At 31.0% G+C, this 26,563-nt stretch carries 25 protein-coding genes and 1 tRNA gene; 5 read left to right on the top strand and 21 right to left on the bottom strand.

Going from position 1 to position 26,563, the window contains the following annotated elements; genetic code table 11:
* Positions 1–63: 63 nt before the first annotated feature.
* The 10 genes from ACSYT2_RS03045 to ACSYT2_RS03000 form a co-directional block, all read right to left on the bottom strand.
* Positions 64–2,037, bottom strand: coding sequence for a carbohydrate-binding domain-containing protein (locus ACSYT2_RS03045; protein ID WP_438383399.1), 1,974 nt, complete (start codon positions 2,035–2,037; stop codon positions 64–66).
* Positions 2,038–2,215: 178 nt separating this feature from the next.
* Entirely contained in the window at positions 2,216–3,145 is a 930-nt protein-coding gene (gene pfkB, locus ACSYT2_RS03040; protein ID WP_438383397.1) for a 1-phosphofructokinase, read from the bottom strand.
* Positions 3,146–3,163: 18 nt separating this feature from the next.
* Positions 3,164–4,018 (bottom strand): tagatose bisphosphate family class II aldolase, encoded by an 855-nt coding sequence (locus tag ACSYT2_RS03035; protein ID WP_438383396.1) that lies wholly within the window; start codon positions 4,016–4,018, stop codon positions 3,164–3,166.
* Positions 4,019–4,036: 18 nt separating this feature from the next.
* Positions 4,037–4,552 (bottom strand): galactose-6-phosphate isomerase subunit LacB, encoded by a 516-nt coding sequence (gene lacB / locus ACSYT2_RS03030; protein WP_438383394.1) that lies wholly within the window; start codon positions 4,550–4,552, stop codon positions 4,037–4,039.
* A 12-nt stretch (positions 4,553–4,564) separates the two neighbouring features.
* Positions 4,565–4,993, bottom strand: coding sequence for a galactose-6-phosphate isomerase subunit LacA (gene lacA, locus ACSYT2_RS03025; RefSeq protein WP_438383393.1), 429 nt, complete (start codon positions 4,991–4,993; stop codon positions 4,565–4,567).
* A 16-nt stretch (positions 4,994–5,009) separates the two neighbouring features.
* Positions 5,010–6,488: a sulfatase gene (locus ACSYT2_RS03020; RefSeq protein WP_438383391.1), complete on the bottom strand. Its 1,479-nt coding sequence runs from the start codon at positions 6,486–6,488 to the stop codon at positions 5,010–5,012.
* 140 nt (positions 6,489–6,628) lie between these two features.
* The gene (locus ACSYT2_RS03015) at positions 6,629–7,441 is read right to left on the bottom strand and encodes a PTS system mannose/fructose/sorbose family transporter subunit IID (RefSeq protein ID WP_438383389.1); all 813 of its coding nucleotides are present in this window, start codon (positions 7,439–7,441) and stop codon (positions 6,629–6,631) included.
* Complete coding sequence (locus ACSYT2_RS03010; RefSeq protein ID WP_438383387.1) at positions 7,441–8,244, bottom strand: PTS mannose/fructose/sorbose/N-acetylgalactosamine transporter subunit IIC; 804 nt, start codon at positions 8,242–8,244, stop codon at positions 7,441–7,443. Before ACSYT2_RS03010 ends, ACSYT2_RS03015 begins: the two co-directional genes overlap by 1 nt.
* A 27-nt stretch (positions 8,245–8,271) precedes the next feature.
* Positions 8,272–8,742: a PTS sugar transporter subunit IIB gene (locus tag ACSYT2_RS03005; RefSeq protein ID WP_438383385.1), complete on the bottom strand. Its 471-nt coding sequence runs from the start codon at positions 8,740–8,742 to the stop codon at positions 8,272–8,274.
* A 20-nt stretch (positions 8,743–8,762) separates the two neighbouring features.
* Entirely contained in the window at positions 8,763–9,194 is a 432-nt protein-coding gene (locus ACSYT2_RS03000) for a PTS sugar transporter subunit IIA (RefSeq protein ID WP_438383383.1), read from the bottom strand.
* A gap of 276 nt (positions 9,195–9,470) precedes the next feature.
* Between ACSYT2_RS03000 and ACSYT2_RS02995 the strand changes: the two genes are divergently transcribed.
* The 3 genes from ACSYT2_RS02995 to ACSYT2_RS02985 are packed head-to-tail and all read left to right on the top strand — an operon-like array spanning position 9,471 to position 14,243.
* Positions 9,471–10,250: a sulfite exporter TauE/SafE family protein gene (locus ACSYT2_RS02995; protein ID WP_438383382.1), complete on the top strand. Its 780-nt coding sequence runs from the start codon at positions 9,471–9,473 to the stop codon at positions 10,248–10,250.
* A 21-nt stretch (positions 10,251–10,271) separates the two neighbouring features.
* Positions 10,272–11,399, top strand: coding sequence for an anaerobic sulfatase maturase (locus tag ACSYT2_RS02990; protein ID WP_438383381.1), 1,128 nt, complete (start codon positions 10,272–10,274; stop codon positions 11,397–11,399).
* Positions 11,400–11,405: 6 nt separating this feature from the next.
* Entirely contained in the window at positions 11,406–14,243 is a 2,838-nt protein-coding gene (locus ACSYT2_RS02985; RefSeq protein ID WP_438383379.1) for a sigma 54-interacting transcriptional regulator, read from the top strand.
* Between the two features lie 186 nt (positions 14,244–14,429).
* Here ACSYT2_RS02985 and ACSYT2_RS02980 read toward each other — a convergent pair whose 3' ends face one another.
* Positions 14,430–14,699, bottom strand: a complete 270-nt coding sequence (locus ACSYT2_RS02980) for an ATP cone domain-containing protein (RefSeq protein ID WP_438383378.1) — start codon at positions 14,697–14,699, stop codon at positions 14,430–14,432.
* A gap of 107 nt (positions 14,700–14,806) precedes the next feature.
* Positions 14,807–15,820 (bottom strand): NADH:flavin oxidoreductase, encoded by a 1,014-nt coding sequence (locus ACSYT2_RS02975; RefSeq protein WP_438383376.1) that lies wholly within the window; start codon positions 15,818–15,820, stop codon positions 14,807–14,809.
* Between the two features lie 85 nt (positions 15,821–15,905).
* Between ACSYT2_RS02975 and ACSYT2_RS02970 the strand changes: the two genes are divergently transcribed.
* Positions 15,906–16,703, top strand: coding sequence for a phosphotransferase (locus ACSYT2_RS02970; RefSeq protein WP_438383374.1), 798 nt, complete (start codon positions 15,906–15,908; stop codon positions 16,701–16,703).
* A 40-nt stretch (positions 16,704–16,743) separates the two neighbouring features.
* On the opposite strand, the gene ACSYT2_RS02965 is transcribed toward ACSYT2_RS02970, so the two are convergent.
* The 8 genes from ACSYT2_RS02965 to ACSYT2_RS02930 form a co-directional block, all read right to left on the bottom strand.
* Positions 16,744–20,712, bottom strand: coding sequence for a glycoside hydrolase family 84 protein (locus tag ACSYT2_RS02965; RefSeq protein WP_438383372.1), 3,969 nt, complete (start codon positions 20,710–20,712; stop codon positions 16,744–16,746).
* A gap of 317 nt (positions 20,713–21,029) precedes the next feature.
* A complete protein-coding gene (locus tag ACSYT2_RS02960) occupies positions 21,030–21,152 on the bottom strand; it encodes a hypothetical protein (RefSeq protein ID WP_430857321.1) in 123 nt (40 codons plus the stop codon).
* Between the two features lie 388 nt (positions 21,153–21,540).
* Positions 21,541–22,047, bottom strand: coding sequence for a hypothetical protein (locus ACSYT2_RS02955; RefSeq protein ID WP_430857320.1), 507 nt, complete (start codon positions 22,045–22,047; stop codon positions 21,541–21,543).
* Positions 22,048–22,063: 16 nt separating this feature from the next.
* Positions 22,064–22,327 (bottom strand): hypothetical protein, encoded by a 264-nt coding sequence (locus ACSYT2_RS02950; RefSeq protein ID WP_430857319.1) that lies wholly within the window; start codon positions 22,325–22,327, stop codon positions 22,064–22,066.
* Positions 22,328–22,554: 227 nt separating this feature from the next.
* Positions 22,555–23,061, bottom strand: coding sequence for a zf-HC2 domain-containing protein (locus ACSYT2_RS02945; protein WP_430857318.1), 507 nt, complete (start codon positions 23,059–23,061; stop codon positions 22,555–22,557).
* Positions 23,061–23,549, bottom strand: a complete 489-nt coding sequence (locus ACSYT2_RS02940; RefSeq protein ID WP_438383369.1) for an RNA polymerase sigma factor — start codon at positions 23,547–23,549, stop codon at positions 23,061–23,063. The genes ACSYT2_RS02945 and ACSYT2_RS02940 overlap by 1 nt, the downstream gene beginning before the upstream one ends.
* A gap of 160 nt (positions 23,550–23,709) precedes the next feature.
* Positions 23,710–24,711 carry a GGGtGRT protein gene (locus ACSYT2_RS02935; RefSeq protein ID WP_430857316.1) on the bottom strand — a complete coding sequence of 334 codons (1,002 nt, stop codon included), beginning with the start codon at positions 24,709–24,711 and terminating at the stop codon, positions 23,710–23,712.
* A gap of 23 nt (positions 24,712–24,734) precedes the next feature.
* A complete protein-coding gene (locus tag ACSYT2_RS02930) occupies positions 24,735–25,427 on the bottom strand; it encodes an iron-sulfur cluster assembly scaffold protein (protein WP_430857315.1) in 693 nt (230 codons plus the stop codon).
* 221 nt (positions 25,428–25,648) lie between these two features.
* Between ACSYT2_RS02930 and ACSYT2_RS02925 the strand changes: the two genes are divergently transcribed.
* Positions 25,649–25,730 (top strand) — tRNA-Leu (locus ACSYT2_RS02925).
* Positions 25,731–25,902: 172 nt separating this feature from the next.
* On the opposite strand, the gene ACSYT2_RS02920 is transcribed toward ACSYT2_RS02925, so the two are convergent.
* Positions 25,903–26,478 carry an imm11 family protein gene (locus ACSYT2_RS02920; RefSeq protein ID WP_430857314.1) on the bottom strand — a complete coding sequence of 192 codons (576 nt, stop codon included), beginning with the start codon at positions 26,476–26,478 and terminating at the stop codon, positions 25,903–25,905.
* Positions 26,479–26,563: the final 85 nt, after the last annotated feature.

The following is a 26,563-nucleotide window of genomic DNA, read 5'->3' as shown; positions in this document are numbered from 1 at the left end:
GGGTATTTTTATGAATTAATAACAAATATTATATCCTTTATTGTATCATTTTAAATTCAAGGTTTACCTAAAACTATCACTTGGTATTTCACCATTTCCTTTAGGGCCCCTATCTCCTCCTGGCCCCATTCCATTATTGCCTCCATTACTTACACCTGACACACTTGCATTAGTAACAGTTCCTGAAACTGAGAAAGTAATAGCTTTTTCTCCTTCACTATAACTACCATCTGAATATAATCCATCCTTAACTGTTCCTGTTGCCTTCCCACCTACAAATACATTATAGTTTGAGTCTTTCTTTAGCTTAGATGATGCAACTACAACTGATTGATATACTTTTGTTGGAGCAAAGGTTATAACCTCTTCACCATCTTCTTCTTCAATATGAATTAATGTTCCAGCACTTTGAGATGTTAATGTTATTCCAACAGAGTTAATAGTAGAACTATCACTAGGAGTTTGTGCCATTCCTATACTACCTGCTGCAACTAATGTTCCACCTGTAATTTCAAAGGTTCCATCATAATCTAAGGCTCCATTCCCACCATTAGTTGGTCCATTTACTAGCAGAACTCCATCTTTCATATTAATATTTCCATTTGAATCAATACCATCTCCACTTGCATCAACTACTATATATCCTCCACTAATATTTATAGATCCATTTCCTGAAGAGGCAAAATTATTTTGACCTGGTCTACCATTAACAGATGAACCATCATTACCACCTGCTGCATTTATACCATCATCACTAGCTAGAACTTTTATGTTTCCAGCATTTATTGTTATGGTCTCACTTTCAATTCCTTCATAGGACTTAGTAATATCTATGTCTCCTCCATTAATTTCAAGAGTTTTATCTGAATGTATTCCATCATCCCCAGAAGCTAGATTTAATTTGCCATTGTTAATATACAATTCATCATTTGAGTGTATTGAGTCATCTAAAGAATCTATATTTATATTTCCATTATCTATAATTATTTTTGTACTTGCTTTTAAACCTTTAGCGCTAACTTCATCTGTAGTAGTTTCTGCATTATTAGCCTCTGGATTTTCCATGACGGCATCTATATTTCTATCTGGAGGTTCCTTCAAATCATTCATATTTTTATCTGGCTTTTCTCCCATAGAACCCATATCTTTATCTGGAGGACCCCAATTTCCTAAAGTCTCATTCCTAGTATCACTACTATTTTTACTACCACCAGCAGTTGTAATTGTAATATCTCCATTACTAATCAATGCTTGAGTTTCAGCTTGGATACCATCCTCTCCTGAGGTTATATTAAGCTTGCCATCTAGAATCCATATATATCCCTTTTCTAGATTCTCATCATTATTAGATTTTACTCCATCTCCTCCTGCATTAATAGTTATATCACCATTTTTTACAGTAATAGAATCTCTTCCTCGAAGACCATCTTCTACAGCCTTTACTGAAATATTACCACTTTGAACCACCAAATCATCCTTACTAGTAATACCATTCTTATAATTACCATTAACAGTTAAAGAACCTGTTCCTATGATTGTAAGATCATCCTTGCTAAATAAAGCTGCATTAGGCTCATCTGTAGATGAATCTTCAAAGACATAATTTTCACCATCTGAAAGTGTATTCTCTGTACTCTCAGCTAAAGCAATAATTGTCTTTTTTGCATTTACTACATTTATTGCTGAACTATTTGAACAGGTTATGTTAACTCCATTTAAAACTAAATATACTTTTTCATCAGAATCAACTATTACTTGCCCATTATTTAGTGTTCCACTAAGACTATAGGTACCACCTTTTGATATTTTAACCTTATTGCCACTTGCAGTAGCTCCTGATCCATTAACAAAGATATTATCTCCAAGCTCTATAAATGTATCAACTTCTCCCAGTACTTCATCCTCTATAGACTTCATTTGAATAGTCTTAGCATCAGTTATAGATGCTGTTCCTGTATCATCCTTCTTACTTGTACATGCTACTAAATTAAAGGTTAAAGCAACCATGGTTATCATTAATATTAGTTTCCTTTTCATAAACATTTCCTCCTAATCCTCTAGTGAAACAACATAATTTCACTATAATGTTTATCCTAAAATTATAGTAACATCCATAGCTTAAACAAAGCTTAAATATAGTCCCATTCTATTCTGGCAGAACAAAAGAAAAAGTATGGCTATCTAAAGCCATACTTTTATTGGATTACTCTTATCACTATTTAATTAAAGTTACATTAATTTTATTATATAAATCTTCTACTACATCTTTCCTAAGGAATCCTGTCTCTTCTTCTACAGCATTAGCTGTTCCACAAGCAGATGCATATCTTAATAATTCCTCTATTTCATAGCCTCTTTGTAATGCAACAGCTACTCCACCAACATAAGAATCTCCTGAACCAACTGGATTAACAGCTTGAACTTTAGGAATATTAACTTTGTAGAACTTACCTCCATATCCAGCTATAGATCCTTTGCTACCAAGTGAAATAACTACCAGTTCTATGCCACTTTCTTGAAATTTTTTAATTTCTTCAATAACATCTTTATCATCTTCTATTCTTCTTCCAGTTAATCCTTGGATTTCATCCTTATTAGGTTTTATAAAGAAAGGCTTTCCCTTTATTCCTTCACTTAAAAGCTCTCCACTAGTATCTAGTAAAAATTTTTTCCTATTTTCCTTTGCAATCCCTATTAATTTCCCATAGAAATCTTTTGAAACATTTTGTGGAACACTTCCAGATGCTACAACTACCTCACTATCTTTTATCAAGTCTTTGTACTTCTTTAAAAACTCATCCTGCTCTTCTATTGAAACCTTAGGGCCAGGCTCTAATATTTCTGTTTGAGTTAAATCTTCTGTAATAATAGCTAAGCATTCTCTAGTGTCACCATTAATCTTAATAAAATCTTGGTTTATTTTATACTCTTTTAATTTTCCTTCTATAAACTCACCAGTTTTGCCACCCAAGAATCCTGTTGCAACACATTCTTCTCCTAAAATAGTAACAACATTAGCAACATGTATTCCCTTACCTCCTGGTGTATTCTCAACTTTAAGAGCTCTCATAACACTTCCCTTATTAAGTTCCTTCATTTCATATCTTTTATCTACAGAAGCATTAAGATTTACTACTAATATCATACTTAATTACCTACTTTACTAATATCTATTTGCGCTACCGCAGACTCTAATTTTATGCTCTACTATTACTTTCATAGCTTCCTTACCTGGTGTCATATACTTTCTTGGATCATTGGCATCTGGATGTTCATTAAAGTACTCTTTTAAAGCTCCTGAGAAAGGAATCTTCAAATCAGTTGCTACATTAACTTTACATATTCCAAGTGAAATAGCCTTCATTACTAATTCATCAGGAACATCTGAGGCTCCATGTAAAACTAGTGGAATATCTACCTTTTCTCTTATTTCCTTTAATCTTTCAAAATCAAGATTTGCTGCACCCTTATATAGTCCATGAGCAGTTCCTATAGCTACTGCTAAGGAGTCAATTCCTGTTCTTTTTACAAACTCTTCTGCATCTTTAGGATTTGTATACATAGCATCCTTTGCATCTACCACTAAGTCATCTTCTTGACCACCCAATTTCCCAAGCTCTGCCTCAACTGTTACATCAAGATTATGAGCATAGTCCACTACTTCTTTAACCTTGGCAATATTCTTTTCAAATTCAAACTTTGATGCATCAATCATGCATGATTTAAATCCAATCTCTATATTTTTCTTTATTGCTTCTATATCCTCAAAATGATCTAGGTGAATAGCTATTGGAATATTATACTTCTTTGCAGCTACCTCTGCCATTGCGTTAATATACTCAGCACCAGCATATTCTATTGTAGATGGTGTTCCTGCTATAATTACTGGTGATCCCATCTGAACAGCTGTATCTACTACAACTTGTAATGTTTCTAAATTATGTATATTAAATGCTGGAACAGCATATCCATCCCTTTGTGCATTTAAAAGCATTTGTCTAGTTGATAATATACTCATTTTTATTCCTCCTAAATTTTAATCTTGATATTCTCCTCTATCCCACTTTTCATTGAATTCATCAAAGAAATGTTCATCACCATTTGCATAATCTTTTTCTATAATATTATCCATCTTTTCAATTAACTTTTTATTTTCTTCTGTAGCCTTATACTCTGTTTCTAGGAATACATCAATGATATTCTCAATTAATCCAAGTCCAGTAATTCTTCCACCAATACCTAATATATTTATATTTAATTCTTCTTTAGAGTATCTGGCAGTTTCAATATCTCTTACAAGAGCTACCCTAGCCCCTTTAATTTTTGCTGCTGAATTTGTTATCCCAACACCTGTACCACATATTACTATCCCTAAATCAGCTTCTCCATTTACTACTTTTTCAGCAGTAGCCTTTCCATATATAGGATAATGAGTTCTTACATCATCATATGTCCCATTATCAATAACCTCATGTCCCTTTGACTTTAAATACTCTACTACGTTATTTTTAATGCCTGTAACTATATGGTCACATCCAACTGATATAATCATTTTTTCTTCCTCCTATGCCATCTTATTTAACATATCTACTCTTATTTGATGTCTTCCACCTGAATATTCAGACTCAACAAATTTTTCTGCAATCCTTTTTCCAATTTCTAAGGCTGTAACCTTAGAGCCTATTGTTATAATTGAAGTATTATTATGATCCCTAGTCATTTTAGCTGAATGTTCATCTGCTACTTGAGCACAAACTATATTTTTATGCTTTGCACATACATTAAAGGAACCTGTCCCATATTCATCTATTACAATTCCTCTAACTCCTTCTTTGCAAAGTATTGATTCTGATACCAAATTCCCAGCATCATAAAAATCTACTTCTATTCCTTCTGTTTTATCTATAACTTCATGGCCCTTATTTATTAAATCTTCCTTTATAGAATTCTTAAACTCTGTACTTTTCTTATCAGATGCAATTATTACCTTCATTAAAAATTCCTCCTATCTATATTAAATCTAATCTCTCAAACTGTTCTTTTGGAGCTTCCATTTCTTCTAAGCCTCTTTTTAATAGTTCAATATATTTGTTTTCTAAAACTTCATCCTTTATTGAGTTAACTTGAGCATAGTCCTCAAGTATATTAAATAACTTTGTTTCTGCTGTGTAGTTTAAGGCATTTTCAACATTATCAATTATTGATGGATTTTTTATTGGAATTTTGTATACAGGATAATCAGTTCTTTCTAAGAACCTACCCATTTCAATTTCCTTTTCTATTCCTGTACCTAAATATTTTCTAATTGTTGTTGGTATAGATGTATATTCATAACATGGCTTATTTTCTTTATTTGGTGCTCTAAAATATGTATGTTCACCATCTGTAATATTCATCGCTATTCCATGATAACCATATAAAGCATAATCTCTCTTATACTCTCCACCTTCAGGTATTGGCTTCCATGAAACTCCTTGAACCTCTTCTGGAATCTCTATTCCTGAATACTCTAGAACTGTTGGCATAATATCAATATTTTGAGTTAATGGATTAACTCTTTCTCCAGCCATCTTTCCTCCTGGGAAATGTACTAGTAATGGAATATGAGCCAATTCATTGTACATATGCATATAGTTCTTACCAAAGTAATTTCTTTCACCTAAGAAATACCCATGGTCTGTTGTAACTATAACCAAAGTATCTTCATATATATTAAGTTCCTTTAATTTCTCTATTAACTTCCCAAAATGCTTATCTGTCATTGTTAGTAATGCAGCGTATCTTTTATTTATGTAATCTAAAGCATCCTCTGGTACATCAACTTCGCTATAATTTGGGGTTTCAAAATATGGACCATCATATTTACAATCATACATATCCATATATTCTTCTGGAACATCAAAAGGTTCATGTGGATCAAAGGTCTCTACCATTAAGAAGAAATCATCATGATTCTTATTATCTTCTAACCACTCGCAAGCTGCATTAAATGTCTTTGGAGTTGGATACTCTTCTTCTTTTCTATCCCATTTTGTTCTATTCCATTGATATTGTTTTCTTAACTTTCCATAATAGTTATCTGGCATAAATGATGGATCATCAATTTTAGATATCCAAGGGTCTCCTTCTTGGCCTCTATGGAAATCCCAACTAGAGAATTGTTGAACATATCCTTCCCCTCCCACTCTAAAATAATGAGGGTGATCTGTTACTATATGACTAAATACCTTCTTTTTTGATAACAGCTTGGGAAGGGTTATATCAAAGGGTTCTATAGGTCCCCAAGACCTTTCTAAAAAGTTTAAACGTCCAGTAAGTATATCTCTTCTTGCAGGCATACATGGAGCAGATCCAACCCAATGATTATCAAAGGTAACTGCATCCTTAGAGAATTTAGTTATATTTGGGGTCTTTACCCAAGTTTCATTGTTATAGACCTCCATCATATTCCTCTTTAGCGTATCCATTAAAACTACCACTGTTCTCATATAAAATCTCCTCCAATTTATTCAATTTCTAAAGATTTTAAATAACCTTTACTTAATATTAAAGTAAACAAATAATAAATATAATTATTAGCTTGTCTACTTTAAAATTAAGATATTAGTTTATATTTTTAAATCTTTTTCTATACTATAACTCCAGCCATTGATAATAGTACTGCTATAATTAACACTCCAAATATTATCCATACAGCATTTTTCCCGTTAGATTTCTTTAATAAGTAATAGCAAAGGAATGTTAATGCAAGGGGAATTAAATTTGGCATTATTTTATCAATCATTTCTTGTAGCATTAAAGGATTTTCACCAGCTGCTATTTCAACTCCTAATTTTACCTTTACAGTTGTTGCAATTAATCCACCAACAACTATTACCCCTAATACATTTGCCATATTTGCTAATCTATCAAATACACCTTTACCGTTATCTCCACCAGTGAAAACTTCCATACCTTTAGAATAACCCTTTGTTAAACCATAGTATTTTAGCGGGAAGTATACAGCGTTAATCATTAAGAACATTAGTATTGCTCCTAATATGTTTCCATCTAAAGCAAAGGCTGCACCTATTGATCCTGCTATTGGCATCCAAGTAAAATTAATCATACTGTCACCAATACCAGCTAAAGGACCCATTAAGCTAGTTTTCATTGCAATTACTGATTCCTTTTGATCCTCATCTGTTGTTTCCTCCATAGCTGAAGTTATTCCCATTATGAATGGCATTGCTATTGGGTGAGTATTAAAATACTCTAAGTGTCTCTTCATAGCAGCAGATTTTTCTTCTTTTGACTTATCCTTATAAAGCTTCTTAAATATTGGTTTTAGTATATAAACCGTACTTAGACTTTGCATTCTTTCATAGTTGTGAGAAAATTGGCATAATTGTGATCTCCAAAAAACTTTTCTTAAATCTTTTTTATCTACTAAGTTAGCCATTATAAATCCCAACCTCCTTCTACACTATCGTCAACTTCAACACTGGTAGTTGAACTATTATTAGATGATGATACTTTTTCTTTGTTAGCCATAATTAAATCGTAAATCCCTGCAAAACAAGCCCCTATTAAAGCTAAAGCTAATGTAGGTAGATTTAAATAAGTTGTTAATGTAAATCCTAAAACTAAGAACATCCACATATTTTTCTTAAGCATCATAGTTAATAACATTGCTATACCTACTGCTGGAATTGCTTTTGATGCAACAGTTAATCCAGTCATTACACTTACAGGTATTGCTTCCATAATAGAGTCTATTGCAGTAGCTCCTAAGAATACCGCTATGAATGTTGGAAAGGCTCTACTTAAAAATATTAAAGCACCTCCCATATATTGAAGCTTATCTATCTTATCAAACTCCCCTGTTTCGGCAATCTTATCTGCTTTATGTACTAAAGAAATACTTATTGTCTTACATAGCATATCAAGCTGTTGTACCAACAATGAAACTGGAATTGCAACAGCTATACCAGCTGCTTCACCACCACCTGACAATATACCAATTGCTACACCAACTACGGAACCTGATATAACATCTGGCGGAACATATGAACCTACATTATTTACTCCAAGCCACATTAATTCTAATGTTGCTCCTATTATAAGACCTTGTCTTAAATCCCCTAAGATTAGTCCTGTAACTGCACCTGCAAGTAATGGTTTTCTAAAACCTAGGTGTGGTCCATACTGATCCCATGCACATATACCAGCCCAAGCAGCTACTAATAATGCTTTTATTAACATAGTAATCTCTCCTTTTATATAAATTATTTAAATCATATCTTTAATATATAAAACATCATCTTTTGGAACCATTTGAATAAATACTTCAATATTCTTATCTAAAAGTTCTTTAAATGCACTTTCTTCTTCAGGTGTAACTGAGATTGACTTTGTTAGCTTCTTTCTAGTTTCGTTATACCTCATTCCTCCTGCATTTACTCTGTCAATATTCAGACCACCATTTACAACCTTTAATACATCTGTAGATGTGGTAAAAAGTAATAATGTATCTTTCTTTATTGGATTCTTCTTCATAACTTCTATAAATTGATCTACTCCAAATACTAAAACCCTAACCCCTGATGGTGCTGCAAGGCCTACTACTGATTTTTGTATAGGATCTTTGCTTATCTTGTCATTAATAATTAGTACTTGCTCAATACCATAATCCCCTATCCAAGTAGAACATACTTGTCCATGTATTAACCTATCATCAATCCTTACTAATTTAACACCCATTACTTATTCCTCCCTTAATTTTATAAAGCGAATACCTCTTCTACTTTTTTATTTAATAATCTATTATTTACATCTATAAATGACTCTTTATAAACATTTTCTAGATTTGATTTGATTTCTTCTATTGGTAGTTCCCTACATAGGAGTAGCTCCAATAGTACTTGAAGATTAAATCCTGTATATACAACAACATTACACCCATCTAATATCATTCTTGTACTTGCATTACATGGAGTACCTCCAAAGATATCTGCTAAAATTATTACTTCTCTCCCATTATTTAATCTTTCATATGCTCCTCTAAGCTCTTCTAATACATTTTCTAAATCCTTATCATCAGTAACTGAAATTATTTCGTAATCCTTTTGTTCTCCTACAATCATTTCAGCACTTTTCATTGAATATTTTGCAAAATATCCATGACTTATTAATATAATTCCTACCTCTTCCATTTGCTCATCCCTCCTTATAACTATATTAACAAGCAATTGTCATGCCAAAATGAGTATTCCCTCTTATCTAAAGCCTTTCAAGGATTGATAATACTCATTAATACTCATTATATATTTCCAATACTCTTTTTTATATTAATTTAATACTAATAGTGCCATTATAATATTAAATTGATATTTGTAATTGTTTAAATGAAACATCTTGTCAAAACAGCTAATAAAATCTAATATAGTACTAGAAGTCTTTTTACTTAAACTAAAGCTGGAGGGATACAAATGAATTTTACTTATTTACTAATTGCCCTAATGGCTACTACCTTAGGATCAATGGCAGGTCTTGGTGGTGGGGTAATAATCAAGCCAATTCTAGATTTCTTAGGTGATTACAGCTTATCAACAATAAGTGTCTTATCATCTTTTACAGTTTTTTCAATGGCTATTGTTTCTATTTTTAAACAAATAAGATATAAATTTAAAATTGAATTACGGAAAACTATTCTTATTGGTATTGGATCAATTTTAGGTGGACTTATAGGTGAAAATTTAATTAATTTTATTATGGCTTTAATTGATCCAGTCATAGTTACCATGATTCAAAATCTTGTACTAGCCCTACATTTAATTCTTATATACATATATATGAATAATAAAAATAAATTTAAAAGTTATCATGTAGAGAACTTTTTCGGTTGCATATCTATAGGCTTGCTATTAGGTGCCATAGCCTCTTTTCTTAGTATAGGTGGAGGCCCAATAAATGTTTGTATTCTTACAATATTCTTTTCTATGAATACAAAAGAAGCAGCTGTTAATTCAATAGTAACTATTCTATTTTCCCAAGGCTCTAAATTACTCACTATTGCTACAAGCACAGGATTTAGCTCATTTGACCTAAGGATTCTACCATTCATGATTGTAGGTGGAATACTTGGAGGTTTAATTGGCTCTAACTTTAATAAACTAGTTTCTGAAAAATACATTCTAAAAGTATTTAATATGGTAGTAATATCATTAATTTTATTGAATTCTTATAATGTAATTTCAATTTTTATATAAACAGAAGGAGGTAATTTTGTAATGAAAAGAAATTTAAGCATAATGATAAAACCATCATCAAGTAAATGTAACCTTAATTGTAAATACTGTTTTTATCATTCAATCGCTGATGCAAGGGATGTAGAAGACCATGGTCTAATGCCTCTTTCTACCCTTAAAGAAATCATAAAAAATGTTGATGAATACTGTGATGGTGGGGTTTGTTCTATTGGATTTCAGGGAGGCGAGTCTACTATTGTGGGATTAAACTTTTATAAAGAAATGATAGAATATACAAAAGAAGTTAAAAATGGTACAAGCTTCTCCTTTGCCATTCAAACAAACGGTACCTTACTTAATGATGACTGGGGAAAATTCTTACATGAAAATAATTTTCTTGTAGGCATATCTCTTGATGGAAATAAAGATATACATAATTTAAATAGAGTTGATTACAAAAATGCAGATACTTTTAACAGAGTAGTTAAAGGTATTAATATTTTAAAAAAGCATGAGGTATCCTTTAACATACTTACTGTTGTAACCTCTGCACTATGTAATAAAATTGAAGGAGTATACAATTTTTATAAGAAAAATTTCTATAAATATCTTCAATTTAATCCTTGTCTTGAACCATTAGAAAATACAACTATGACATTGGATAAATATTCTCTTACTCCAGAAGAATACGGAAAATTTCTTATAAAACTTTTTGACCTTTGGTATAAAGATGCACTAAATAATGATTATGTAAGTATAAGATTATTTGATAATATCTTAGGCCTATTTCTAAACCAAGAGTATGAAGCCTGCGATATGAAAGGAGTATGTTCTTGCCAACATATTATTGAAAGTGATGGTTCCGTATATCCATGCGATTTCTATACATATGAAAGCTACAGTATTGGTAATATTCTTAAGGATTCTTTTGATGATATGCATAAGAATAAAGATACTATTAATTTCTTGCACAGATCTATTAATAATAATCCTAAATGTAACTCTTGTAAGTATTTATCGATATGTAGAGGTGGATGTAGACGTCATAGAGAAAATCAAAAAGATAGCTTAAATTATTTCTGTGAATCCTACTACAACTTTTACTCATATTCTTTTGATAAATTTAAGAACCTAGCACTTACTATACAAAATTCTTCTTATAGGAGGTAGATAAAATTGTTAAGAATTGAACTTGTCCATAAATTTATTAAGGACTTTTGCAGTGATATATCAATAAATGATATAAGAGAAAACCCAACAATTGGTGTCTCTTCTCTTGATATTGTTGAAAGCCTTAATATACTAAGAAACAATGCTTCCTCTGATTTAAATAAACTTCATAAAGAGGGTTTGCTTATAAAGATTAAAGGAAAACCAACGAAGTATTTCAATAGAGATCACTTCGAAGAATTATTTAACTTATTCTTAGAAGATGAATTTGTTGAATGTTCCTCATTAGATGATTTAGCTCCAGATTTAGATAAGTTAGCTGAAAATGAAATTATTGATACTATTGATTCAGACCCTTTTAATAAATTAATAGGATCCAATCAGAGCCTATCTGGAATAATAAAGCTTGCAAAATCATCTATACTCTATCCAAATGGACTTCATACTATTCTCTTAGGTGAATCTGGTGTAGGTAAAAGTCTTTTTTCAGAGATAATGTATGAATATGGAGTGCAAAATAACATATTCAGTAAAGATTCATCCTTTATTGTATTTAACTGTGCTGATTATGCAAATAACCCAAACTTATTAGTTGCTCAGTTATTTGGTTCAGTAAAAGGATCTTATACAGGGGCAGATAGTGATAAGAAAGGCTTAATTGAAGAAGCTGATGGTGGAGTCCTATTCCTCGATGAGATTCATAGACTTCCTCCTGAAGGTCAAGAAATGCTATTCCTTTATATAGATAAAAAGAAATTTAGAAGACTTGGGGAAACTTCATCTGAAAGAACAGCAAAAGTCCTAATAATAGCTGCCACTACAGAAAATCCAAATTCAATGCTACTTACCACCTTTTTAAGAAGAATCCCATCAACAATAAGGATTCCTAGCTTAAAAGATAGAAGTTTAAGCGAAAAATTAATGCTAATAACCAATTTATATAGCTCTGAATCTAAAAAGATTAATATGCCTATTTATGTTAACAAAGACTGTTTATCAGATTTGATGTTATATAATCCTCATGGAAATATAGGACAACTAGCTAGTGATATTCAACTATCAGTTGCTAGATCCTATTTAGACAGTAGACTTAACAATTTAAATAAAGCTCATATAACAAGAGAGTCATTGCCCATTTATACAAGTAATCCATCATCTAACATAGATATATCAACTAGACAGAAGGTTGAATTACTTTTAGATAAAGATGAATACAAGTTTTTACCCAAAAGCAAAACCTTTAAAATGCCACCTACACCATCCTATGATTTTGTTAAGTTCTATAATAACCAGTTAATATTATTGGGTGAGGATAATATAGATATTAAGAAAGTTTTTTCAGATTATACACAGTTAATTGCTAAAAAGCTTACATTACAAAAAATCTATCCAGATTTTTTAGATGATGAAATCTCTGGAATAGTATCTACTCTATCAGATATTCTATATGATGAATTAAACCTTATAATTGATAGAAGTACATATACAGCCCTTGCCCTATATCTTAAAAATTTGAAAGACTATAATATGGATGATGGTAAAATATTTAAGTCTACAGAGTTATTGGATATTCCTTTAGAAATTCAATCTGTTTGCAAAAAGCTTGTAAAAATTCTTGAAGTGAAATTTAACATATACTGTCCACCAAAAGAACTTAACAACCTTATGGTTATTATAGACTCACTAAAATCAAAGGAAATATCTGATTGTGTTGGTATTATGGTAGCAGCTCATGGTGACTCATTAGCTAGTAATATTTCAGCTGTAGCTAATGAACTACTTAGTATTAACTTTGCTTTAGCTGTTGATATGCCACTTACTGAAAATGCTGCTAATGTACTTCCTTTATTCTTAGAAAAGTTAAAACCAGGAACCTTTAAAAGAGGTCTAATATTATTTGCTGATATGGGTTCCCTAGTTAATCTTGATAAGATTATTAAGGAAAAAACCGGAATAGATATTGTAACAGTTAACTCTACAAATATTTTATTAGTTATTGAAGCTGTTAGGAAATCTATATTCCTAAAGAGTCATATGGATGATATACTTCACGATTTAATAGAGATGAATAATAGACTTTCCTATGATTTTAACAGAAAGATTGAGAATTATCTTTCCATCAATAAAAAGAGATTAATATATACTGTATGTAACTCTGGTGAAGGTGTAGCTCATTACTTACACAAAAATCTAATGGATATATTAAAGGAGAATAATATTTATGATATTGAAATAATTCCTTTAAACTTAGGAAGCATAACTCAACTTCGCGATATAATACACCAAACATCTGTAGATAAAAAAACCATAGCTGTTGTAGGTAGTATTAATCCAAATACTACAGATATTCCCTTTATATCCCTAGAGGATATTGTATTACATAATGGAGTTAATAAACTACTCTCCCTAATTGGAGTAAATAATATACATACTGACAATAGAATGGCTGCAACTCTTACTAAAGATATCACAATTAACATAACTTGTGATACTGTTGATAAATATCTAACTATTTTTTCAGCTGATAAAATAAAACCTCTAATTTTTAACTTTATCAATACTATTGAAGAAAATTTAGATATAAATATGACTAATTCTAGCATAACCAAAATATTTATTCATTTATCTTGTGCTATAGAAAGAATATTTCTTAAAGATTTTATTCTAACTCCCCAAGAAGAAATGTCTAGTTACATGATTAATAACGAAAAATTTATATCTGTAACAAATAAGGCCCTTGAGAAATTAAGTGATAGCTTAAATATTACTATACCTACAAATGAGATATATTATATTTGTGAAATAGTTAAAGATGCTTATAATCAAGTAAATCCTGAACATTAACATTTTAAATGTATTTGTAATTAATATCTTATAAAGCATTAAAGAGAAATATTGAAAATCTATATTTTCAATATTTCTCTTTAGTATAATCCTTATTTTAAGTAACATACTAGCTAACCTTATTTATTCAAGATACTGTGTTTAAGGTATATCACTATTCCAATTCCGCAGCACCATTTACAACAACTACTTATATTCTACAAAGGATTTAGATATAGCGTTAAAACCATCTCTTTTTAATATTTCTACCGTTACACCTATTATTTCATAACTTGAACTAGGACTTCCATCTTTCCTTAAACTTTCTATAGTCTTAACTATATCTTCAACTAATATTTTAATATCCGATTCATTTAAGACTATTCCATCCACATCTCTTGAAGCATTATCAATGCTAGTGAATATTTTCCCCTTGTCAAACTCTTGAATTCTTCCATCCTTTTTGATTATATTCATGAAATCACCTTCCTTAGTTATATTATAAGTAACTTATTTATTTTCTAATCTACCTTTGTTTAAATAAATACTTATATATTTATTTATCGACCACAACATCTTTTTCTTTACTTGTTAATAGCACATTGATTACCATATTCATCAGTATAACATTTACCACAACTTATACACTTAGCCTTATCTTCTTCACCAAATAAAAATTTATTAACTATATCTGGCTGACAAATAAAAGGTCTAGCCATTGATATATACCCTATATTGGTTATTCTTAATATCTCTTCAATACTATTTAGGGATCTATTCAAACCAACTACAGCAACCTTACATTTAACTTCTCTTGCAACTTTGTCAGCTTCAATTTTATATATGCCCTCTCTATTTATATATTTTGAATCATAAAAATCTCCTCCACTTATTTCTATTAAGTCTATTCCAACCTTATCAAGCTCAATACATGTTTTATAACATATATCAAAATTTGCTCCTTCTGGCTCCTTGTCCCTAGTATTAATCTTAATAGAAATTAGATAATCTTCACCTACTACTTCTCTCACGCCCTTATAAACTTCAGTTATAAGCTTATATTTTTCTCTCCCATATTCATCACTTCTTTTATTATAGATAGGACTTAAAGTTCTACTTAAGAAATATCCATGGGCACAGTGTAGCTGAACTCCATCAAAGCCTGCTTTTTTAACCCTTATAGCAGCATTAGCAAAAGCTTGTATTATATCTTCTATATATTCATCTTTAAATTCATCAGTGAAGTCATAGCTTTTAAATCCATCCTTTTCATTTATATACTCTTTTCCTAAAACAATCTGAGAAATTACCTTAGCACCCTCCTTATGAATTATATCTACTACTTCTTTATGTTCATCAATAAAGGAATCATCATAAATACCTGACATATTATTAGAAGGCTTATCATAAGGAAAAATAGTTGTATATCCTGTTATTATAAGACCTACTCCACCTTTAGCTAATTCCTCGTATAACTTTTTATAATTTTCAAGAAGATGTCCCTTATCATCCGCTAATTTTTCACATACAGCAGACCTTATAATACTATTCTTAAGTTCTACATTCTTAATTGTTGATTTTCCAAATAACTCATTCATAATTCTACCTCCCCTATACCATATCCTATGTGCTTACTTTTTGTTATAATACTCTATGAAATAATTATAATGGATAGGGTGCCATATGGATATTAAAAAGTACAATTATAAATTAACTCACCTTGGAGGTTTAAATAACTCTAATTATAAACTTAGTATTAATGAGGATAAGTATTTCTATAGAGAGCCTAAGATAAGTCCTTCAAAGGACTTTACTAAAGAATATTCAATTTTAAAATTACTACAAGGCAAGGGTATTACCCCTGAACTTCTTTACTTTAATCAAAATAATGGATTTCTTATAAGTGAATATTTAGATAAAGGAGTGCTAACTGAAGAAACTCAAAATACTACTTCCTTTATAAATAATTTTTCTAAAAGCTTAAGAAGCTTTCATAGTTTATCCTGTGACTTTTATTTTAATCCCTTTAAAGATATAGAAGAAAATTTATCCTATCTTTATGCTAATAAATTTAATATTTCCCGGAAAATAAATATACTAATTAATAAACTTAAGTCTTTAGAAAAGATCCTATTATCTAATGTTGACTTAGGTTTATGTCATAATGACCTTAATCCATCTAATGTTTTATCCAGAGATAATAAGGCATATTTGATAGATTTTGAGTTCTCTGCTATGGGAGATATCTTCTATGATCTAGCTACCTTTTCTTGGCTCTTAACTAAGGAAGGAAGAATTCAATTATTAGAAGCTTACTTTGGGGAATTTAGATCTGAAGATTATAATAAGCTTAATGATTATCTTTTTGTAGTTAAGATATGGAATGCTCTTTGGAGTTATAAAAAATCCTTAGAAGGGGATTTCTCTTATGATTATAAAAGGGGTGGGGATCTAATCATTAATGATTTAGAACATAATTAAAAAGGGTGCCGCACAATGCAACACCCTTTAATATAATCTATTACTTTTTCTTTCTCTTTTTAAGAGCTATTACTCCACCTAAGGATGCTACTGCTGTTCCAAATAATCCTAGTATTCCTGCTGTATCTCCAGTTTTACTTGGCTTACTTGTGCTTCCTTCTGGCTTACTTGCTCCACCATCTTCTGGTTTATTAGCCTCATCCCCATTACCTGGCTTGTCAGTACCTTCTCCATCTCCAGGTTTATCTGTATCTTCTCCATCTCCAGGCTTGTTAGTATCTTCTCCATCACCTGAATCACCTACAGAGTTTCTAAAGGCATCCATCTTAGCAAATAAGTCTGAATATGCTCGTAATATTTCTTCATCTGAAGCATTTGGATCTGCTAATAATCCTCTTAGACGAGCCATAGCTGCCTCTAAGTCTTTTCTTTCTGCATTATCCTTATCCTTAAATTCATTTAATAAGTTCTCTGCATCAGTAATGACATTTTTAATCGCTTCCTTTTGTGATTCTACTGAAACAAAGGTTGGCTTAACTTCATATATTTCTGGTCTACCAGCATTAGCTTCCCATTGTAATTTAATTGAAACTAGTTGTCTTGCTGTATCTAGATTGAACTCATTATATCCTTTATCTAGCTTTCCAAGTTCTAATAACTCACCATCTATAGTTTGAGCTATAACCTTTGCATTAGATATATTATTTTCACCTTGAGGGATAGTTACCTTTGATACTAGCTTATTATCAAATATTCTGTATAATAAGTAATCTCCAGCTACTATATCTCTTTCAGGAATATATCCAGTATATAAATCATTATCTCTTACATTTTCTGCTCTATCAACATAAGTTCCTTTTGCTGATGACACTGTTACATACTCTTCAACAAGGTTATTTACTGAGAATTCTCTAATTCTTAACCAACGGTCTCTTCTACCTGTAGCTTCCATCTTTAAGTATCTAGCATTAATATTTAAATCCTTAACTACTATTTCAGTTTCACCGAATTCTTCAGTTATATCAGTCCAAGTTGTACCATCATTTGAGTATGAGATTTTACCTTTGTTAATAAAGTCTCCACCTGGTCCTTGAACTAATTTTACATCTCTAATATTAATAGTTTTACCAAAGTCTAATGTTACATACTTACCTTCTTCAATTTGATCTGAGCATACAAAGGCTGTACCGTAATCATCATCAATCATGTACTCAGGTTTTATTTCTTGGTTCGTACTAATACGGATATTTGTATCAATCTTAGAGGCAATTCTACCTTCTGAATAAACCTTAAATTCATTTAATGTTACATCATCTAAAGCTTTTACTCTGAAATACTTACCTACAACAGGTCTTAATTGTCTAAATGAAGAACCTTCTGCTACCTTTGTCCATTCAACATTATCAAAGGAACTTTCAATAACTACATTATCATTCTTTCCTTTAAGTCCTGCTTCAACAGCAACTATATTCTTGACTTCTTCAAGAGCTATTCCTACAGTTTCACCTTTCTTAAGCTTAATGTCTCCACCCTTCTTAAGAGTTGCTACTTCTTCAATATCTTCTACTGATTTTGAAACAGTTACTCCTGATAAGTCTACTGATCCTACAGAAGTTAATCCACTTCTATCTGTATTCACCTTAAAGTCTTTAATAAATACTTTATTTTCTGTATCTTCTGTTGCTCTAACTCTAATGTACTTAGCTTCTACATCACTTTCTGCAACTATTTCAGCTGATCCATCAAGAGTTTTTAATTCCTTCCAAGTAGTTCCGTCAACAGAATACTCTATTACACCACTCTTAATTATTTCATCACTATAAACATTTTTACCCATCTTTAATGATACATTTTTAATCTTTTCAACATTCTCAAGTTCAAATCCTACAAAATCTCCAGCCTTAACTGTTTCTTGTGACCAGAATCCAGTATCCATCTTATCATCAAACATATACTTAGATGAATGGAAGTCATCTCCTAAGTACCAGCTAGTAAACTTATGGAATGGCATATTCCCTTCTAATTCCTCATAAACATAAGTTTTATCCTTTAAGTCAGTTGTATTACCATCAAAGTATTTATTTCCTACTTCATGAGCTTTCTTGATAAATGGTTCAACTACAAGATTAGCTACCTTTCCTTCCATACCTTCAAGTTCTCTTAAAAGTACTGTACACTTATATTTGCTTGTCCAGAATTTATTAACATCATTAACCTTTATTGCTTTTAAAATATTAATAGCTTCTATTCCTGCATCTCCATACTTTTCAAACTTATTTAAGTGCTTATCTACTTCCTTTAGTAGTTTTTCATTCTTTAATGTTGATCTTATTAAAGCTGGTGTCTTCTTGATATTTTCAAAGTCACTCATTAACTTATTAAGCTCAGCATCTACATTTTCACCATTATCCCACTTAGTCCATAATGAGTTAATTTCATTATTTAATTCTGGAGAATCTGCTCTTCCTGTATCAAGTCTTGTTGAATGGTCTGCAAATACTTTAAATGCATCCTTAGCTTCTTTAGTTATAGTCTCTAAAGCTACATCCCAAGATCTGTTATAATCATACCCCTTTGTATTCCATCCATAATCTGCACCAGTTATTGTACTAATTTTTGATGCTTCAGCAAATTCCATAGGGTTAATTATAAAACCTGATACATGATCATCTAAGTTCTTATCTAAGCCATACATTGGTCCAAGACCCATCTTATCAGTCATGTAGTCGTTAACAGGATAGTTCCACCATAACATCATGTCTCTTCCAAAAGTGTTCTTAACCTTTTGAGCATCCGCATTTGTAACTCCTTTAGGTACAACGTCTTGACCTGTCCACATTACTTCTATTTCTTTATCTAATGTGCTGGCGAAGTTTTTTGTATATTCCTTAGCATTATCTCCATCGTACATTGAAGTACCCCAGTATTGAACTGGAACAGTAATTAATGGAGTAACTTGCCCATCTGGATTATCCTTATTCTCTGCATTTTTCTTTTGAATAAATTCTCTATTAAATCTATTTAAAACTTCTGCTTGCTTTGTACCATTTTGATTTTGGATATCATCCCAAAGAATTGAGAAACTTCTAACACCCATATTATATAAAGCTTCTGATTTATTTATTAAAGCTTGGAAATCTTCTTCTATTTCCTCTGCTGTTCCATCTGTTCCTTCTTCAAGTTTGATATCTAGACCTGGGGATATTGCAAAAACAAAGTCTACCTTATTTTCTTTAGCTGTATCTATAAGTTCTTTCATTCTTGCTAAATCCTCTTGTGGATATGGTTCTCTCCACTTATCTCTGTGATATGGATCATCCTTTGGAGCATAAATATAAGCATTTAATTTATTTTCTCCATATAATTTGAATTGATCTAATCTATCTTGATGAGACCATGGTGTACCATAGAATCCTTCTACTACTGCTCTAATCTTCATAGATGGTTCATCTCTGATAATTACTTCATCAGCAGTTGTCTTTTCATTTTCTTTAGTAAGAATTTGCTTTAAGGTTTGAACTCCATAGTATGTACCTCTTTCATCCTTACCTGATATTACAACTTGATCTCCATCTTCCTTATCTTTAGTTGCTAATACATATCCTTCATCTGTTAGAGATTCACTGCCTTCTAAAGACATAGATGCTAAAGCATCATTTAGTTCAGGAATGTTATCATCACTTTCTCCAATATATATAGTTGTAACTCCTGGCACTTCCACATCGTTTACATTTATACCAAGGTTCTTAAGAATAGTCTTTAGTAAATTAACTGCTTCTGTATCTGCTTGATCTACTCCTATTAAGTTTACGCTATTATCAAAATCAATTTTCCCTTCACCTAATTTAACTTCCTTTGGCATTTGAGTGAATTTTAGATTTTGACTTACTCCTGCTTTACCTAATTCTTTTAAAACTCCTTCTGTTGCTGATACTGTTATAGGGGCGATATCTAGAGCTACTGTTGTTGCTAATAAAAGCCCTAGTGTTTGAATAAACTTTCTTTTCATTTGTTAATACACCTCCGCAAAATTAAAAAAAGCTAATACAATGTCTATATCCCCATTTATTCTGGGAATATAATTGTATTAGCTAATGCCTTCTTTTGAAGTAACACGCAATTTAATTTATATATTTAATTATCATTACAATTCTAATTATACATACAAGTCGAAATATGTCAACGTTTTCTTGTAAAAATATTCTTAAATTAGAATGTTTATAATATAATCAAATAAATTCATACTTTTCACCATATTCTGCACTTCTTTTTATAATTATTGTGATTTGAAGATTATAGTTTATCTTAATTCAAAATCATCTACTCTTATATTTTTCTAAAGAACACTTTTAGCTTTCCTTTTTGATAATCTCCACTCCAACCACATGGCCATCCCCCTGATAAATATGCTTCGAATATTTTCTCAAAAAAATTATTCTTTTTCCCCATTATAGCTCTGACTTTTATACAATTATTCCTGATAGGTTATTCTTTTTCTCTGTAAATAAACTTATATTTTCTAATTCCTTTAAACTTTCTTCAATTAAATCATGATTAATTCTAGACATTATTTGTTAAACCACCTTTCCCACAAATCAATAGTATAGTCACCATCCAGAATCTTTTACACTACTATTAAACTTATTATATATATCTTTTAACTCTATAATACTATAATCATTGTGAACAAATGGACTAATTTACTGACGTAGAAGATATTTCAATTGTCCAGCTGCAATTACATCATCTGATTTCCTAATAGTTGATGCTTTTTCCATCTCCTAAAACATAAATTAACCTTTTTAACTTCTTTCAATGCATTTTTAAAATTATACACTTAACTTATCTCTTTGATTATCTTTAGTGTTTTAAAGAATGATATCGGATTAGCCTTTGATGCATAAATTAATGGCGATTCATATCTATCCATTTCATATATTTCTACATGCTCATTATTAACATATTTGCTTAACAGCTGTAATAATTTTTGTTCATCTATTTTATTAAAATCACCTTTATTAACTGTTAATGTTATAAACTGAGAATTCCTTACTATCATTACATCATAATCAAAAGAAGCACTTTGAAAATCTTCTGGTAATGAAAACATTGAAATGTACTTAATTTCTTGACCACTTTTAATTTCATTAAGAACCTTTTTTTCATTTCTACTCAATTTCATTACTTTTCCAGAATTAAGCTTTTGAGTTCTTATTCCTACATAATTATAATCATATCCTAATGATTCAATTATTTTTTTAGCTTCTTCATACCACTCTTCCCATTTAAAATTATTATCAATATTTTTTCCATATATTGTGATTGATATTGTTTCTTTCTCCATATTCATATTCTCCTTATTATTTTATAGGCCTAACTTTTATTGTACCAGCTCTATCTCCAAATCTTCTTAAATCAAGTATTTTATCGGCAAGTCCATCATAAAAACCTCTTTGAGATGGAAAATATAAATTCCCTAATTCCTCATCCTCATTAATTAGCTCAATAGCACTATTTATAAATCTTTCCGCATTAATCAAGGTATTTCTTATATTTTCTATTGCAGTGGAGGCTGTATTTGCTTTTGATTTAGTTGCTTCTTCTTCTATAATAAACTTTGACATTATACACCCATCTTTCACTTCTCCATTTTCCTTATATTGTTAATATTAGCATTAACTTGTTTAATTGTAAATCTAGCCAATTCTTTAATCATATGTGATATATCCATGCTTAAAATAAGAGCTGATTGTTTCTGATTACATATGTACTATCTATATTTGATTAAAATTAAAGAGCTAAATGTATGATTAAACATACATTTAGCTCTTTAATTTTTCACGCATACCTATTACATCATAGATATAACAATAGGTATTATCATTAAAATAACTGGAACTATTATTGGTAACATCCAGAAGATTCCTTGTATTAAGAATGATCCCTTTCCACTATTTATATTCTCATTTTCTCTCTTATAAAATTCCTTCTTACTATCATCTAATTCGAAATCATATTCATATACATTAGAACCTAAAAATACAAATCCTAAAACTCCAAGTATTGTTATCATTAACCCTAATGGATCCTTTCCAATCTGTAATAAGACTCCATATAATGTAGGCCAGAACATGTACCATAGAAACTTAAATCTCATAGCATTAATAATCTTATTATCTTTTTTATCTGGCTTATCTATTGAAATTTCTATTTCTGTCTTACAACTTTCATATAACCTTCTACATTCATCACAAGATTCAAAATGCTCTTCTATTAATTTATTTGTCTCTTCCATAGTAAGTCCTTCTGAATAATTTGGAAGCAAGTCCTGTACAACAAAACAATTTAATTCCTTCATTACAATTCCTCCTTTAAATCTTGTACTAATTTGCACTTATACCTCATGAAGGTTACCCTTGCCCAACTCTCTGTTTTGTTGAGTATAATTGCAATTTCTCTAAAAGTAATATCATTTACAAGGCGTAATACCATTAGTGAACGATAGGGTTCTTCTAATTTATCAATATAATTTAAAATCTCTTCTACCTTCTCTTTATTTTCGTAATTATCGTATATATTATCTTTAATTTGCAGACCCTCATCTAATGGAACTGTTGATTTACTCTTTTTCAGGTAGTGAAAATATTCATGCCGTGCAATTGTAAATATCCATGTTTTTAGAGATGAGTTACCTTTAAAAGTAGCAATTCCATTCATAACTTTCATAAAAGTATTCTGCAGTATATCTTCAGCTATATCTGGATTACGACTCATAGAAAGTAAATAATGATAAACATCATCAGAGTAGGTATAGTAAATTGTTTCTATTTCATCTTGTATATGCATTACCTTCACCCCCTTATACTAGATTAGAGTAATAAAAAATAGAAATTGTTACATTGTCTTAAAATAATTATAACTTATTTAGCTTAACATATAAAAAAAGCTCAATGTAAGTTTTAAACCTACATTGAGCTTTATGAATTAATCTAAACAAAAGTTTAAATTACTTGTTCATTCCTTCTTCTATAGCAACTGCAACAGCAACAGTAGCTCCAACCATTGGATTGTTACCCATTCCGATTAGACCCATCATTTCTACGTGAGCAGGAACTGATGATGAACCAGCGAATTGTGCATCTGAGTGCATTCTTCCCATAGTATCAGTCATACCGTATGAAGCTGGACCTGCAGCCATGTTATCTGGGTGAAGAGTTCTACCAGTACCACCACCTGATGCTACTGAGAAGTACTTCTTGCCTTCTTGCATACATTCTTTCTTGTATGTTCCAGCTACTGGATGTTGGAATCTAGTTGGGTTAGTTGAGTTACCAGTGATTGATACGTCAACACCTTCTAAATGCATTATTGCAACACCTTCTCTAACGTCGTTTGAACCGTAGCATCTAACCTTAGCTCTGTCTCCGTTTGAGTAAGCCTTTTCTCTAACAACCTTAACTTCACCAGTGTAGAAGTCGAAGCTTGTTTCAACATATGTGAAACCATTGATTCTTGAAATTATCATAGCAGCATCTTTTCCAAGACCGTTTAAGATAACTCTTAATGGTTCTTTTCTTACTTTGTTAGCTTTTTCAGCTATCTTTATAGCACCTTCAGCAGCAGCGAATGATTCGTGACCTGCTAAGAATGCGAAACACTTAGTTTCTTCTCTTAAAAGCATAGCTCCTAAGTTTCCGTGTCCTATTCCAACTAATCTATCGTCTGCAACAGATCCTGGAATACAGAAAGCTTGTAAACCTTCTCCGATTGCTTCAGCAGCATCAGCAGCCTTCTTGCAACCCTTCTTTATAGCTATAGCAGCACCTAAAGTGTAAGCCCATCCAGCATTTTCAAATGCGATTGGTTGAGTTTCCTTAGTTATTGTATATGGATCAATCCCTATTGATTCACAAACTGCTTTAGCATCTTCCATAGTCTTCATTCCGTACTTTTCTAGTACCGGAGTGATTTGTCCTATTCTTCTTTCATAACTTTCAAATAATGGCATGATTATTCCTCCTTATCAATTAATTATTCGTGTCTTGGGTCAACTAGCTTAACTGCATCGTCAACTCTACCGTATTGTCCTGATGCTTTTTCTAAAGCTTCAGTTGCGTCCATTCCCTTACCGATCATTTCCATCATTTTACCTAAGTGAACGAACTTATATCCTGTAATTTCATTATCTTCATCTAATGCAAGCTTTGTTACATATCCTTCAGCCATTTCTAAGTATCTAGGTCCCTTAGCAACTGTTCCGTACATAGTACCAACTTGTGATCTAAGACCCTTTCCTAAGTCCTCAAGACCTGCTCCGATAGGTAGTCCACCTTCTGAGAAAGCTGTTTGAGTTCTTCCGTATACAATTTGTAAGAATAATTCTCTCATAGCTGTGTTTATAGCATCACAAACTAAGTCTGTGTTTAATGCTTCTAAAATAGTCTTTCCAGGTAAGATTTCTGAAGCCATAGCTGCAGAGTGAGTCATTCCTGAACATCCTATTGTTTCAACTAATGCTTCTTCAATGATCCCATCTTTAACGTTAAGAGTTAATTTACAAGCTCCTTGTTGTGGTGCACACCAACCAACTCCGTGAGTTAAACCTGAAATATCCTTTACTTCTTTAGCTAATACCCACTTACCTTCTTCAGGTATTGGTGCTGGTCCATGATTTGGGCCTTTAGCAATTACACACATTTCTTCAACTTCTCTTGAATACATCATATTGTTTTCTCCTCCCTAATTATTATAGCTTTTTCGCAAACTATATTATATACTAGGTCAAAAATTGTCCCACTAGGGGTAATTTCATCCTAACATCTATTCTAGCAAATGAAGACCTTTCCTACAACCTAATATTAATAAAAAAATGGATTTTTAAGTAGAAAAATTTCTCTATTGAATTATTTTTCTACTTATGGTAATATGGTTTTACAAAATAATATGCCGCTGTGGCGGAATGGCAGACGCACATGACTCAAAATCATGCGGGAGACCATGTGGGTTCGAGTCCCACCAGCGGCACCAAACAATTTTAACTACAATTTGTGAAACTTTATAAGTAAAAAAACCTCTGAATTTCAGAGGTTTTTTTATTTTTTCACTAATTGTATTTTATGTTTTTCTATATTTATATAACTTATGTGTTAAAAGTCTTATAATTATTTTTTCTTTCTATTCTCATTAAAATATACATCAACTATGAGTTAGTCTTATGTAATTCATCCCTATCATATAGTTCCTCAAATGTTAATCCTGTTAAATTTAAATCATTAATCCTATTCTTAAAATCATCATTTACATATGTGCCTCCTGGCATTATTATATTATTTAATTTTAATTTAAATATAGGGTTATTTAAAACATCATCTGTAAAAACATACTTATCTACTCCAGCAATAAACTTATTTAAATATACCCTAAGAACTGATTTTTCATAATCTATTCCTTCAATACACTCAAGTATATTCGATAAATATAACTCTTCTCCATCTTCATCATTAATCACCTTCAAAAATTGTATCTTTCCCGGAAAATACTTTTCTAATGATACTTTTGCTTTCTCATCAGCAATAAAGCAACCTACTATAGACCATAAATGAGATATATTCCCTGTATGATTTATCTCCTTTTCTTTTCTAATTTTTATAGGTTCCCAGTCATCTATAGCTATCCCTCTATTAATGGATTCATCTATACTTTCTTTAATATTTTCATCTTTAATAAAATACCCAGTATATTTATCACAATCGCATCTCATATTCCATATTTTCATATATCTCCTTGCTCCTTTCTCCTAATTATGAACTTGTAACTTATCATCCAACATATCTGCCTTTATATTGCTTAGTTCCTAAGAT

It is taken from the genome of Clostridium zhoujianii (genome assembly GCF_051590805.1).
Classification (GTDB): Bacteria; Bacillota; Clostridia; order Clostridiales; family Clostridiaceae; genus Clostridium.
Note: the sequence above shows the minus strand (reverse complement) of the source record. Positions and strands in the feature narration are given on the sequence as shown.